Below are 13472 nucleotides of genomic sequence, written 5' to 3' on the forward strand. Positions count from 1 at the left end.
CCCCGAACGCGGGCAGCAGCTCCTGCATCACCACCGCCGACACCTGGCGGGCGGTCACCGCCTCCGTCAGCGCTATGGCCACGACCGGATCGAGCTGCACTCCCTGGGCACCGGCCGGCGCCCGCGCGCCGCGCTCGCGGTCGGCACCGCCTCGGCGCCCGGCACCGCCGAGCGGTACGCCGTCCACTCGGCCATCGCGCTGCTCACCCTGACCACCGAACGCTCCCGCTCGCTGCACGCGGCGCAGCAGCGGATCGGTGCGGCGGTGCTGTGCATGCTGCTGGCGGGCGAACCGGACCACGCGCGGGCCGTCGCCGGGGACCTGTACGGCGATCTGCTCGACGCCCCGTTCCGGATGATCGTCGCCGACGCGGCGGGCGCTTCGGCCGCGGGCGACGCGGGCGGTGACCCCTTCGACGGACTCACCGAGGCCGTCGAGTCGGCGGCCGCCCGGGCCGGGGAGGCCGTGCTGGTGGTGCCCGAGGGCGACCGGCTGGTGGCCCTGGTCGCGGACGGGGGCGCGGCGGAGGCGGCGTGCGCGCAGTACACGTCGGCGCTGGAGGGCAGCCGGGCGGCCGGGGGCGCCGGGCCCGAGTCCCACGGCGAGGACGGACTCGTCGTGGGCCTGTCCGCGCCGGCCGGGCCGATCGCCGCGGCGGCGGCGTACAAGCAGGCCGAGCAGGCCCTGTCGGTGGCCCGGCGCCGGGGACGGGTCCTCGTGGAGCACGAGCAGCTCGCGGCGGGCTCCGTGCTGCCCCTTCTCGCGGACGACGCCGTGAAGGCGTTCGCGGACGGTCTGCTGCGCGCCCTGCACGAACACGACGCGACCGGCCGCGGCAACCTGGTGGCCTCGCTGCGGGCCTGGCTCTCCCGTCACGGCCAGTGGGACGCGGCGGCGGCCGACCTGGGCGTCCACCGGCACACCCTGCGCTACCGGATGCGGCGGGTGGAGGAGATCCTCGGACGTTCACTGGACGACCCGGACGTCCGGATGGAGCTGTGGCTGGCGCTGAAGGCGACATCGACGGAGTAGCTCGACGGACAGAACGACGCGAGGCCGCGCGGGGCAACGCGGGCCCGGACAGGACAGCGCGGGCCCGAACAGAGCAGCGCGGGCCCGGACAGGGCAACGCGGGCCCGGACAGGGCAACGCGGGCCCGGACGGGGCGGAGGCGGCAGAGCGGGGCAGCGTCTTCGGCAGCATGCGCGAGCACGCACCGGCAGACCGCAGGCGGCAGGCACCGTCAGGCCGCAGGCACCGGCAGGCGGCAGGCGGCGGTGCCGGGCGGTCGTCGCTGTGCCGGAGGCGGACGCGTCCGCGTCGGCCGCGCGGGCGGCCGACGTGAAAGGGATCCACCTAGCCTCCCGGTACGGGGGACGTGGAGGCGCGTCGGCCCCGACCGGGTCGGTGGCCGGGTACCGCGGCGGAGACGTCCGGTCGGTCAGCCGCCCTCTCCGCGGGCCAGCTCCGCCGCCGCCTCGTGCATCGCCAGTTCGAGCAGCGCCGGATCGGTCAGGGTGCCGGAGCCGTCAGGCGGGACCAGCCAGCGGACGCCCCGGGTCGAACGGCCCGGATACGGCACGACGATCCAGGTGCCGGCCCCGGCCGTGCGGATACCGGTGCCGAGCCAGCGGGCGGCCGTGCCGGGCGCCACGAAGAAGCCCATGCGGTTGTCTCCGAAGTCGACCAGCACGGGACCCGGTCGGTGCAGGATCCGGGTGAGCACGTCGAGGGTGGGATAGCCGAGCTCGCCCGGCAGGATGAGTACGTCCCAGGCCCTGCCCGCGGGCAGCAGCGCCACCCCCAGGGGGTTGCGTTCCCACTCCCAGCGGCATGCCTCGGGATCCGGTGCGACGGATGCCAGCCATTCGACAGCCGTCTTCGCCCCAGCCATGAGAAGACCTCCCTTTCCCTCGTGGACGCGGTCGCGTCACGAGGGAGAGGGAGGTTCCCGGCCGGCATTACGCGGGTCGGGGCCACCCGTTGGAGTGAACCGGGTCACAGCTCACCGGAATCGGTCAGCTGTCGAAGCCCAGCCCCAGCCGGTCCATCGTCCTCAGCCACAGGTTGCGCCGCCCGTCGTGCGCGTCGGCGCGGGCCAGCGACCACTTGGTGAGGGCGATGCCGGTCCAGGCGAAGGGCTCGGGCGGGAAGGGCAGCGGCTTCTTGCGGACCATCTCCAACGACGTCCGCTCGGTGCTCTCCCCCGACAGCAGGTCGAGCATCACCTCGGCCCCGAAGCGGGTGGCTCCGACGCCCAGGCCCGTGTACCCGGCCGCATAGGCCACCTTCCCCTGGTGGGCCGTGCCGAAGAACGCCGAGAAGCGCGAGCACGTGTCGATCGCCCCGCCCCACGCGTGGGTGAAGCGCACGCCCTCCAGCTGCGGGAAGCAGCCGAAGAAGTGCCCGGCGAGTTTGGCGTACGTCTCCGGCCGGTCGTCGTACTCGGCGCGCACCCGGCCCCCGTAGGGGTAGACCGCGTCGTACCCGCCCCACAGGATCCGGTTGTCGGCGGACAGCCGGAAGTAGTGGAACTGGTTGGCCGAGTCCCCGAGGCCCTGCCGGTTCTTCCACCCGATCGAATCGAGCTGCTCGGCGCTCAGCGGTTCGGTCATCAGCGCGTAGTCGTAGACGGGGACGGTGTACGCCCGCACGCGCTTGACCAGGTTGGGGAAGATGTTGGTGCCGAGCGCGACCTGCCGGGCCCGCACCTGCCCGTAGGGGGTGCCCACGGCCATGCCGGCGCCGTAGGGCTTCAGCGTCAGGGCGGGGGTGTGCTCGTAGACGCGGACGCCCAGCCGCAGGCAGGCCTGCTTGAGACCCCAGACGAGCTTGGCGGGGTGGAGCATGGCCACGCCCCGGCGGTCGTGCAGACCCGCCTGAAAGGTGGGCGAGGCGACCTGCTCGCGCACCGCGTCCGCGTCGAGGAACTCGATCCCGCCGGCGAGACCCTTGCCTTCGAGCTCCTCGTACCAGTCGCGCAGTTCCCGCGCCTGGTACGTCTCGGTGGCGACGTCGATCTCGCCGGTGCGCTCGAAGTCGCAGTCGATGCCGTGCCGGGCGATCGCCGCCTCGATCTCGTCGAGGTTGCGCGTCCCCAGCTCCTCCAGCCGGTGGATCTCGTCCGGCCAGCGGGCGAGCCCGTTGGCCAGCCCGTGGGTGAGGGAGGCCGCGCAGAAGCCTCCGTTGCGGCCCGAGGCGGCCCAGCCCACCTCGCGGCCCTCCAGCAGCACCACGTCCCGCTGCGGCTCGCGCTCCTTGGCGACGAGCGCGGTCCACAGTCCGCTGTAGCCGCCGCCGACGACCAGCAGATCGCAGGTCTCGGGGCCGGTGAGCGCGGGTTCGGGGTGCGGCTTGCCGGGATCTTCCAGCCAGTACGGGACCGGCTGTGCGTCGGAAAGAGAAGTGATCCACCGGTTCATGGCGCTTGGGGCCATGATTTCAACTCCCTACAGGGGCTTTTCTGATTACGCCTTTTGCTTGTTGCGGCGATTTCCGATGACCATCGAGGTCAGGACGAACAGTACGGCGATCAGGAACATGGCCGTACCGATGACATTGATCTGAACGGGCGTTCCGCGCTGCGCCGAACCCCAGACGAACATGGGGAAGGTGACGGTCGAGCCCGCGTTGAAATTGGTGATGATGAAATCGTCGAAGGAGAGCGCGAAGGCGAGCAGCGCGCCCGCGGCGATTCCGGGGGCGGCGATGGGCAGCGTCACGCGCAGGAACGTCTGCGCCGGCCCGGCGTAGAGGTCCTGGGCGGCCTGCTCCAGGCGCGGGTCCATCGACATGACGCGCGCCTTGACCGCCGTCACGACGAAGCTGAGGCAGAACATGATGTGCGCGATGAGGATCGTCCAGAACCCCAGCTGGGCACCCAGGTTGAGGAACAGGGTGAGCAGCGAGGCGGCCATGACGACCTCGGGCATCGCCATGGGCAGGAAGATCAGCGAGTTGACGGCGCCCCGTGCGCGGAACCGGTAGCGGACGAGCGCGAAGGCGATCATCGTGCCGAGCGCGGTCGCGCCGATGGTCGCCCAGACGGCGATCTGGAGGCTGAGCGACAGCGACCCGCACAGCCCGGCGACCCCGCACGGATCCTGCCAGGCATCGGTGGAGAACTGCTGCCACTGGTAGTTGAAACGCCCCTTCGGTTTATTGAAGGAGAACACCGTGACGACGACGTTCGGCAGCAGGAGATAGGCGAGCGTGAGAAGCCCGGCGATGACCACGAAATGGCGCTTGAGCCAATTGACGAGAGGCATTTAGACCAGATCCTCCGTCCCGGACCTGCGGATGTAGAGAGTGACCATGAGCAGAATCGCGGCCATCAGGATGAAGGAGAGGGCCGCCGCCGTCGGATAGTCCAGCACCCGCAGGAACTGCGTCTGGATCACGTTTCCGATCATGCGGGTGTCCGTCGAGCCGAGGAGTTCCGCGTTGACGTAGTCGCCGGCCGCCGGGATGAAGGTCAGCAGCGTCCCGGAGACCACGCCCGGCATCGACAGCGGGAAGGTGACCTTGCGGAAGGTGGTGACCGGCCTGGCGTAGAGGTCCCCGGCCGCTTCGTGCAGCCGCCCGTCGATGCGCTCGAGCGAGGTGTAGAGCGGCAGGACCATGAAGGGCAGGAAGTTGTACGTCAGACCGCAGACCACCGCGAGCGGGGTGGCCAGGACGCGGTCGCCCGCGGTCCAGCCGAGCCAGCTGGTGACGTCGAGGACGTGCAGCGTGTTGAGGGCTCCGACGACCGGGCCGCCGTCCGCGAGGATCGTCTTCCAGGCGAGGGTGCGGATCAGGAAGCTGGTGAAGAACGGCGCGATCACCAGGATCATGATCAGGTTCCGCCAGCGGCCCGCCCGGAAGGCGATCAGATAGGCCAGCGGATAGCCGAGCACCAGGCACAGGACCGTCGCGGCGGCCGCGTAGAGGACCGAGCGCAGGAACTGCGGCCAGTACTCGCTCAGCGCGTCCCAGTAGGTCGCGAGGTGCCAGGTGACCTTGTAGCCCTCCTCCAGGGAGCCCGTCTGCACGGACGTGGAGGCCTGGTAGATCATCGGCAGCGCGAAGAACACGAACAGCCAGAGCAGACCGGGCAGCAGCAGCCAGTACGGCGTCCAGCGCCCGCGTTTGCGGGGCGGCTTCTGCGCCGGCGCCGCCGGGGAGAGAGGCGGGGGCGCCTCGGTGAGCGTCGCCATCAGAGGGCCGCCTCTTCCTGGATGCCCGCGTCGATGTCCTGGGCCGCGTCCAGACCGAAGGTGTGGGCCGGGCTCCAGTGCAGGACGACCTCGGCGCCGGGGGCGAGCCGGGCGTCCCGGTCGATGTTCTGGGCGTAGACCTCGAACTCGGGGCAGACCGAGCTGTCGATGACGTACTGGGTGGAGACTCCGATGAACGACGAGTTGGCGATCCGGCCGGTGATGCGGTTGCGGCCCTCGGGTATCTCACCGGCGTCGTCGGCGTGGGTGAGGGAGATCTTCTCCGGGCGGACGCCGACCAGCACCTTGCCGCCGGTCGTCGTGGGCGCGGAGCAGCGCGACTCGGGCAGGACGAGCTTGCCGCCGCCCGCCTTCAGCACGATGTCGTCGCCGCTCTTGGTGTCGACCTCGGCCTCGATGAGGTTCGACGTGCCGAGGAAGTTGGCGACGAAGGTGGTGTTCGGGTTCTCGTAGAGGTCGGCCGGCGAGCCGAGCTGCTCGACCCGGCCCGCGTTCATCACGGCGACCGTGTCGGCCATCGTCATGGCCTCCTCCTGGTCGTGCGTGACGTGCACGAAGGTGATGCCGACCTCGGTCTGGATGCGCTTGAGCTCCAGCTGCATCTGGCGGCGCAGCTTGAGGTCGAGGGCGCCGAGGGGCTCGTCGAGCAGCAGCACCTTGGGGGTGTTGATCAGAGCGCGGGCCACGGCGACCCGCTGCTGCTGGCCGCCGGAGAGCTGGTGCGGCTTCTTGCGGGCCTGCTCGCCGAGCTGCACGAGCTCCAGCATGTCCTCGACCTGCTTCTTCACGCTCTTGATGCCGCGCCGGCGCAGACCGAAGGCGACGTTCTCGAAGATGTCGAGGTGCGGGAAGAGGGCGTAGGACTGGAAGACGGTGTTCACCGGCCGCTTGTACGGCGGGAGTGCCGTCACGTCCTGGTCGCCGAGGTGGACGGTCCCGGAGGACGGTTCCTCCAGACCGGCGATCATGCGCAGGGTGGTGGTCTTGCCGCAGCCGGAGGCGCCGAGCAGGGCGAAGAAGGAGCCCTGCGGGACGGTCAGGTCGAGCGGGTGGACGGCGGCGAAGGAGCCGTAGGTCTTGCTGATGCCGGTCAGGCGGACATCGCCGCTGCCGCTGTCGGTGGTCTTGATCATCGTCGTCACGCCCCGGTGAGCTTCGCGAACTTCGCCTCGTAGGCGGTCTCTTCCTTCGAGCTCAGCGAGCGGAAGGAGTGGGACTTCGCCTGCATGGCCTTGTCAGGGATGATCAGCGGGTTGTTCGCCGCATCCTCGTCGATCTTCGCCAGCGCGTCCTTCACGCCGTCCACGGGACAGACGTAGTTGATGTACGCGGCGAGTTCGGCGGCCGGCTCCGGCTCGTAGTAGTAGTCCATGAGCCGTTCGGCGTTCGTCTTGTGACGCGCCTTGTTGGGGATCAGCATGTTGTCGCTGGACGTCAGATAGCCGCTGTCCGGGATGACGAAGTCGACGTCGGGACTGTCCGCCTTCAGCTGTACGACGTCACCGGCCCAGGCGATACAGGCCGCGAAGTCGCCGCTGGTGATGTCGGAGGTGTAGTCGTTGCCGGTGAAGCGGCGGATCTGACCGCTGTCGACGCCCTTCTGGAGGCGGGCGATGGCGGCGTCGTAGTCGTCGTCGGTGAACTTCGCCGGGTCCTTGCCCATGTCCAGCAGCATCATGCCCATGCTGTCGCGCATCTCGGTGAGGAAGCCGACGCGGCCCTTGAGCTTGGGGTTGTCGAGCAGGTCGGAGACCGACTTCACCTCGACGCCGTCGAGCGCCTTCTTGTTGTACGCGATCACCGTGGAGATGCCCTGCCAGGGGTACGAGTACGCCCGGCCCGGGTCCCAGTCGGGGGTGCGGAACTGGCCCGACAGATTGGCGTAGGCGTGCGGCAGGTTGGACGGGTCCAGTTTCTGGACCCACCCGAGGCGGATGAGACGGGCGGCCAGCCAGTCGGTGAGGACGATGATGTCGCGGCCGGTGTCCTGGCCCGCGGCGAGCTGCGGCTTGATCTTGCCGAAGAACTCGTTGTTGTCGTTGATGTCCTCGGTGTACTTGACCTTGATGCCGGTGCGTTTCGTGAAGGCGTCGAGCGTCGGGTGGTGCTTTCCGCTGTCGTCGACGTCCATGTACTCGGTCCAGTTGGAGAAGCTGACGGTCTTCTCCTTCGCCGAGTGGTCGTCGGCGGACGTGCCGCCCTCGGTCTTGCCGGCCGCGGGGATCCCGCAGGCGCTGAGCGCGCCGAGGCCGCCCAGCGCCAGGGCGCCTCCCGTGGAGGCGCGCAGCAGCGACCGGCGGGTCATGGCAGCCCTGCCGTTGCGGAGGCTGCGCCGCATGGCGGCCACTTGGGCCGGGCTCAGGCGGTCGGGCTCGTACTGCTCCATGCGCGTGGTGCCCTTTCGGGAGGGTCGGCCGTGGTCGGGCGGCCGGTCGTCGTCGCTCTAACAGTCCCCGAAGATGGTGCGGTGCCAGGGCTTGCGGGCCACCGCCGTGTTATCGAACATAACGTGCTTTACCTGTGTGTACTCCTCGAACGAGTACGCTGACATGTCCTTGCCGTAGCCGGAGGCCTTGTAGCCGCCGTGGGGCATCTCGCTGATGATCGGGATGTGGTCGTTGACCCACACGCACCCGGCCTTGATCTCGCGCGTCGCCCGGTTCGCCCGGAAGACGTCCCGGCTCCACGCGGAGGCGGCCAGCCCGTACGGGGTGTCGTTGGCGAGTGCGATGCCCTCGTCGTCACTGTCGAAGGGCAGCACCACCAGGACCGGGCCGAAGATCTCGGACTGGACGACCTCGCTGTCCTGTGCGGCGTCCGCGATCAGGGTGGGGCGATAGTACGCGCCGTTCTTGAGATCCCCCTGCGGAACCTCACCGCCGGTCACCACGCGCGCGTAGGCACGCGCCCGGTCGACGAAAGCGGCGACCCGGTCGCGCTGGACGTGCGAGACCAGCGGGCCGAGGTCGGTTCCGGGGGCGAAGGGATCACCGAGCCGGACGGTCTCCATCAGGGCGGCCGTCCGCTCCACGAACGCCTCGTAGAGAGGACGCTGCACGTACGCGCGCGTGGCGGCCGTGCAGTCCTGCCCGGTGTTGATGAGCGCCCCCGCGACCGCGCCGTTGGCCGCGGCCTCCAGGTCGGCGTCGTCGAAGACGACGAAGGGCGCCTTGCCCCCCAGCTCCAGGTGGAGCCGCTTGACGGTCGCGGTGGCGACCTCGGCGACGCGCTTGCCCACGGCGGTGGAGCCGGTGAAGGAGGTCATGGCGACGTCGGGATGCCCGACGAGGCGCTCACCGGCCTCCCGTCCGGTCCCGTTGACGATGTTGATCACACCGTCGGGGATCCCGGCCTCCGTCGCCGCCTCGGCGAAGAGGAGCGAGGTCAGCGGGGTGAGCTCGGCGGGCTTGAGCACGATGGTGTTGCCCGCCGCGATCGCCGGGAGGATCTTCCAGGCGGCCATCTGGAGGGGGTAGTTCCAGGGCGCGATGGAGCCCACGACGCCGATGGGTTCACGGCGGACGTAGGAGGTGTGGTCGCCGGAGTACTCACCGGCGGACTGGCCCGCGAGGTGGCGGGCCGCGCCGGCGAAGAACGCGGTGTTGTCGATGGTGCCCGGCACGTCGAACTCGCGGGTCAGCTTCAGCGGCTTGCCGCACTGGAGGGACTCGGCGCGGGCGAGTTCCTCCGCGCGGTCGGCGAGGACGGCGGCGAACCGGTGCAGCGCGTCGGAGCGCTCACCCGGTGTGCTGCCGGCCCAGCCCGGGAAGGCGGCGCGGGCGGCGGCGACGGCCGCGTCGACGTCGTCGGCGCCGGCCAGCTCGTAGGTGAAGACGTCCTCGCCGGTGGCGGGGTCGACCACGGAGTGGGTCCGGCCGGATGTGCCGTGTCTGAGACGGCCCCCGATGTACTGAGCGCCGTCCGCGAAACGTTCCTCTGCGGGGAACCGGTCCTGCATGTCGCTCTCCTCCGCCTTCGCCCCGCTGTGCGCGGCGGCGGCTGGCGTAGCTCCAGCTTGATTTGATTGCCGATCCTGACAGAGCAAGGGCACTCCAACAAGTGATTCCGTTGTTGCCTTTTGGTTACGCGACGAAATCTGTCGGCGGCGGGTCGACCAGGTGTCGAGTCGCGGCGGAAAAGGCAGGACGCAGTGTCAGTGGCGCGTGCCAGACTCCCGTGCATGGAGAAGATCGACTGCCTGGAAGCCCTGGTCAGCCAGGTCCGGGCCGGGGCGAGGATCAAGTACCTGCACTTCTGGGGACACCGGCCGCGGCCCGACGGCCGGCTGGGCTCGAGCTGTCTGAGCCAGTGGTGGCCGTCACCCTTCGTGGTCGACGGTGTCCATTATCCGACGGCCGAGCACTGGATGATGGCCGGCAAGGCCCGCCTGTTCGAGGACGCGGAAGCGGAGAAGCGGGCGCTGGCCGCGAAGTCTCCCGCCCAGGCGAAGAAGGAGGGGCGGCTGGTGCGCGGCTTCGACGAGGCGACCTGGCAGCGGGAGCGGTTCCGCATCGTGGTCGAGGGCAGCGTCCACAAGTTCGCCTCGGAGCCCGGGCTGCGGTCGTTCCTGCTGAGTACGGGCGACAGGGTGCTGGTGGAGGCGAGCCCCGTGGACCGCGTGTGGGGCATCGGCCTGGCCGCGGACGACGAGGCGGCGATGGATCCGCAGCGCTGGCGGGGCCCGAACCTGCTGGGGTTCGCACTGATGGAAGCCAGGGAGAGAGTACGGGCGGCAGCCTGATTCACGACTGCCACCGAGGCACGGGGCCGACGGGGCCGACGGGACCGCGGCGCGGCCGCATCACGGCTACGCCTGGGTCGCCGCGGCGGCTGGAGTCGAGGGGCGCAGCGGTTGGAGCCGGGGGCAGTCCGAGTCGAGGCTGCGGCCGAGCCGCGGGGCGGCCTGAGCCAAAGCTTCGGCCGGAGTCGCCGCAGCGGCCGGCGCGCGGGTCGGACCGAGTGGAGGCCGTCGAGGCTGCGGCCGAGTCGCGCCCGGGGCGCGGGGCGCACCGTGCCTGGGCTGCGGCCCGAGTGGCGGCTGGGCCCGGTCGCGGATGCGGCCGGGGTCAGGACTGCGGCCGTGCCCGCACCTGCCGGGGGCTCAGGGCTGCACGATCAGCAGCACGCCCAGTCCGATCGCGAGCACGATGCCCACGCTTCCGCAGATGATCCCGGCCAGCGCCTGACCGGGATTCGAGGCCTCGCCCCGCCTGGCCTTCCCGCGCCCGACCGCGCCGAAGGCGACGCCCAGGATGCCGAGGACGACGGCCAGCGGCCACATGCAGAAGCCGACGGCCGAGACGATCCCGAGCACGAGCCCGGCGATGCCCATGCCGTTGCTGTCCCCCGCCCCGTTGGGCCAGCCGTAGGGCCCCGGAATCCCGCCCCCGTAGTAGGGCTGGGACGGGTAGCCGTAGCCGCCCGGATATCCGTACGGGATCGGGCCGGGCCCGTGGGGCGCGAGGGGCGGCGGCGGGACCATCCCGCCCGGGCCGGGGGGAGCGAAGGGGTTGACCGGGGGGCCGCCTGCCGCCGCCGCGCCGGGGTGGGGCGGCGGGAAGGACCCGAGCGGGCCGTTCGCGGGCGGATTCCCGAAGGGTGCGGCCCAGGGCTGCGGGGTGCCGTCCGTGGGCGGCGGGGGCACGCTGGGCAGCGCGGTGACCGTCCGCTGGTCATGGACCGTCGGCGGCGCCTGGTCCGAGGGGACGGGGGCGGAGCCTGGGACGGGCGCAGGGGCGGAGCCGGGGCCGGGGGCGGGGGTCAGCGGTTCGTTCGCGGCGAACGTGTAGCCGGGCCCGCCCTGCGCGCTGTCGTCCGGGGCGGCCCAGGGGTTCGGCGCAGCCGAGGGAGCGGCGGAGCCGACACCGTTTTCCGTCGTACCCGTCGTACCCGTCGTACCCGTGTCCGTCCTGCCCTTGTCCAACGGGACCTTGGGAGCCGCGTCCTGGGGAGCGTCCGCCCCGTCGGAAGCGGGCGCGGGCCACGGGTCTCGGGCGGCGTCACCGGCCGGAGTCGGCGCGTCGTCGGACATGCGTGGATCCCCTCTGTCGCCCTCTGCCCCGCGTTCCGCCAGGCGTTCCGTCTCACGCGCTCGCGCTTGCGCGTTCCCTCTGGTGTTCCCTCTGCGTTCCGTCATCCGTACGCCGTTCCGTCCTGCGTACGTTCCGTCATGCTACGGCCCGCGGCCGGTGCGGTGGGCGGCGGCCGGTGCGGCGGGCGGGTGGCGAGCGGGCTCCCGGCGGGTGGCGGACAGGCTCCCGGCGGGTGGCGGGCGGGCCGGGAGTGAGGCCGACGACCGTCTCCCGCCCGCTCCGCCTACGATGATCCCGACTCATCGATCAGCCGATCACCCGCGTCCCGTCCGGCCCGCTCGGCCCGGGGCGCCGTCCCGGGGAGGACCCCATGACCGACCGCTTCGACGCATCCGCGGCAGCCCCCGGCTCCCCCGCCTCCGGCGCACCCGCCGGTCCCACTTCGGCCGCCGCGGCCGGCGCCCGTGACGTGCACGCCTTCATCGCGGGGCTGCCCAAGGCCGAACTGCACGTCCACCACGTCGGCTCCGCCTCCCCCCGCATCGTCTCCGAGCTGGCCGCCCGGCACCCCGACTCCAAGGTGCCCACCGACCCCGAGGCGCTGGCCGACTACTTCACGTTCACCGACTTCGCCCACTTCATCGACGTGTACCTGTCCGTCGTGGACCTCATCCGCACCCCGGAGGACGTCCGGCTGCTGACGTACGAGGTCGCCCGGGACCTGGCCCGCCAGCAGGTGCGGTACGCCGAGCTGACCATCACCCCGTTCTCCTCGACCCGGCGCGGTATCGACGAACTCGCCTTCATGGACGCCATCGAGGACGCCCGCAAGGCGGCCGAGGCCGAGTTCGGGACCGTGCTGCGCTGGTGCTTCGACATCCCCGGCGAGGCCGGCCTCGAGGCCGCCGAGGAGACGACGCGGCTCGCCACCGACGACCGGATCCGCCCCGAGGGGCTGGTCTCCTTCGGGCTCGGCGGGCCCGAGATCGGCGTACCGCGCCCGCAGTTCAAGCCCTACTTCGACCGGGCCATCGCCGCCGGGCTGCGGTCGGTGCCGCACGCCGGCGAGACCACGGGACCGCAGACCGTGTGGGACGCGCTGACCCACCTGCGCGCCGAGCGCATCGGCCACGGCACCAGCTCCGCGCAGGACGAGAAGCTGCTCGCGCACCTCGCCGAGCACCGCATCGCCCTGGAGGTGTGCCCGACCTCGAACATCGCCACGCGCGCGGTCCGCACCCTGGACGAGCACCCGATCAGGGAGTTCGTGCGGGCCGGCGTCCTGGTCACGATCAACTCCGACGACCCGCCGATGTTCGGCACCGACCTCGACACCGAGTACGCGGTCGCCGCCCGCCTCCTCGACCTCGACGAGCGGGGTCTCGCCGCCCTCGCCGGGAACGCGGTCGACGCGTCCTTCCTGGACGCGGCGGGCAAGGCGCGCCTGAGGGCCGAGATCGACGCCTACACGACGAACTGGCTCGCCCCCTGAGGAGCGGCAGACCGCCACAATGGGCCCATGCGCAACGTGACTGCCGTGGCCCATCGCGGCGACCCCTACCGCTTCCGTGAGAACACCCTCGACTCGCTGCGTTCCGCGCTCGACCAGGGCGCGGACGCCGTCGAGCTCGACGTACGGCTCACCCGCGACGGCGTGCCCGTCCTGCTGCACGACGAGACGCTGAAGCGGCTGTGGGAGCAGGACCGGCCGCTGCGGTCGCTCTCCGCCGCCGAGGTGCGCGGGCTGACGGCCGGCGGGGTGCCGACCCTCGCGGAGGCGCTCGCGGCGACCCCGGGCAGCCGGCTGATGCTCGACCTGCCGGGGACGCGGGAGGTGCGCACGGCACAGCGGATCGTGGACACCGTCCGCGAGGCCGGGGCGGCGGACCGGGTCCTCTACTGCGCCGACGCCGTCGCGATGCTGGCCGTGCGCGCCGCCGATCCGTCCGCCGAGATCGCCCTGACCTGCACCAGCCTGGCGCCGCCGCGGTCGGCGCTGCTCGACGCGGTCAAGCCGCGCTGGCTCAACTACCGCTTCTCCCTGGTGGACCGGGACCTGGCCGCCCGTGTCCACCACGACGGCCACCTGCTCTCGGTCTGGACCCCCGACACCCGCCGTTCCATGCGCCGGCTCATCGACCTGGGCGTCGACTCCATCACCACCAACCGGATCGAGGTGCTGACGGCTCTGCGCGGGCAGGGCTGACCGCGCCCGCAGGT

Annotated in this window: 12 protein-coding genes; 4 read left to right on the forward strand and 8 right to left on the reverse strand. The window is 71.5% G+C overall.

The window, feature by feature from the left end:
* Positions 1-1033: PucR family transcriptional regulator (locus ABT070_RS22495; RefSeq protein ID WP_351763389.1), on the forward strand; the 1033-nt coding region annotated here is incomplete at its 5' end.
* Positions 1034-1442: 409 nt separating this feature from the next.
* Here the strand turns inward: ABT070_RS22495 and ABT070_RS22500 are convergent.
* The 7 genes from ABT070_RS22500 to ABT070_RS22530 form a co-directional block, all read right to left on the reverse strand.
* On the reverse strand, positions 1443-1895 hold the full coding sequence (locus ABT070_RS22500) for a bifunctional DNA primase/polymerase (RefSeq protein WP_351763391.1): 453 nt from the start codon (positions 1893-1895) through the stop codon (positions 1443-1445).
* 124 nt (positions 1896-2019) lie between these two features.
* Positions 2020-3438, reverse strand: coding sequence for an NAD(P)/FAD-dependent oxidoreductase (locus ABT070_RS22505; protein ID WP_351763393.1), 1419 nt, complete (start codon positions 3436-3438; stop codon positions 2020-2022).
* A gap of 30 nt (positions 3439-3468) precedes the next feature.
* Positions 3469-4269 (reverse strand): ABC transporter permease, encoded by an 801-nt coding sequence (locus ABT070_RS22510; protein WP_351763395.1) that lies wholly within the window; start codon positions 4267-4269, stop codon positions 3469-3471.
* Positions 4270-5199, reverse strand: coding sequence for an ABC transporter permease (locus tag ABT070_RS22515; protein ID WP_351763397.1), 930 nt, complete (start codon positions 5197-5199; stop codon positions 4270-4272). It abuts the gene before it with no gap.
* Positions 5199-6353 carry an ABC transporter ATP-binding protein gene (locus ABT070_RS22520; RefSeq protein ID WP_351763758.1) on the reverse strand — a complete coding sequence of 385 codons (1155 nt, stop codon included), beginning with the start codon at positions 6351-6353 and terminating at the stop codon, positions 5199-5201. Before ABT070_RS22520 ends, ABT070_RS22515 begins: the two co-directional genes overlap by 1 nt.
* A gap of 5 nt (positions 6354-6358) precedes the next feature.
* Positions 6359-7606, reverse strand: a complete 1248-nt coding sequence (locus ABT070_RS22525; protein ID WP_351763399.1) for a polyamine ABC transporter substrate-binding protein — start codon at positions 7604-7606, stop codon at positions 6359-6361.
* Between the two features lie 57 nt (positions 7607-7663).
* Complete coding sequence (locus ABT070_RS22530) at positions 7664-9178, reverse strand: gamma-aminobutyraldehyde dehydrogenase (protein WP_351763401.1); 1515 nt, start codon at positions 9176-9178, stop codon at positions 7664-7666.
* A 222-nt stretch (positions 9179-9400) separates the two neighbouring features.
* On the opposite strand from ABT070_RS22530, the gene ybiA reads away from it, so the two are divergent.
* The gene (gene ybiA, locus ABT070_RS22535; RefSeq protein ID WP_351763403.1) at positions 9401-9961 is read left to right on the forward strand and encodes a riboflavin biosynthesis intermediates N-glycosidase; all 561 of its coding nucleotides are present in this window, start codon (positions 9401-9403) and stop codon (positions 9959-9961) included.
* A gap of 360 nt (positions 9962-10321) precedes the next feature.
* Here the strand turns inward: ybiA and ABT070_RS22540 are convergent, their stop codons facing one another.
* On the reverse strand, positions 10322-11251 hold the full coding sequence (locus tag ABT070_RS22540) for a DUF4190 domain-containing protein (RefSeq protein ID WP_351763405.1): 930 nt from the start codon (positions 11249-11251) through the stop codon (positions 10322-10324).
* Positions 11252-11622: 371 nt separating this feature from the next.
* On the opposite strand from ABT070_RS22540, the gene ABT070_RS22545 reads away from it, so the two are divergent.
* Both ABT070_RS22545 and ABT070_RS22550 read left to right on the forward strand, forming a co-directional pair.
* Positions 11623-12744: an adenosine deaminase gene (locus ABT070_RS22545; RefSeq protein WP_451101385.1), complete on the forward strand. Its 1122-nt coding sequence runs from the start codon at positions 11623-11625 to the stop codon at positions 12742-12744.
* 27 nt (positions 12745-12771) lie between these two features.
* Positions 12772-13458 carry a glycerophosphodiester phosphodiesterase gene (locus tag ABT070_RS22550; RefSeq protein ID WP_351763407.1) on the forward strand — a complete coding sequence of 229 codons (687 nt, stop codon included), beginning with the start codon at positions 12772-12774 and terminating at the stop codon, positions 13456-13458.
* Positions 13459-13472: the final 14 nt, after the last annotated feature.

Source organism: Streptomyces sp. NPDC002884 (genome assembly GCF_040295245.1).
In the GTDB taxonomy this organism is placed as follows: Bacteria; Actinomycetota; Actinomycetes; order Streptomycetales; family Streptomycetaceae; genus Streptomyces.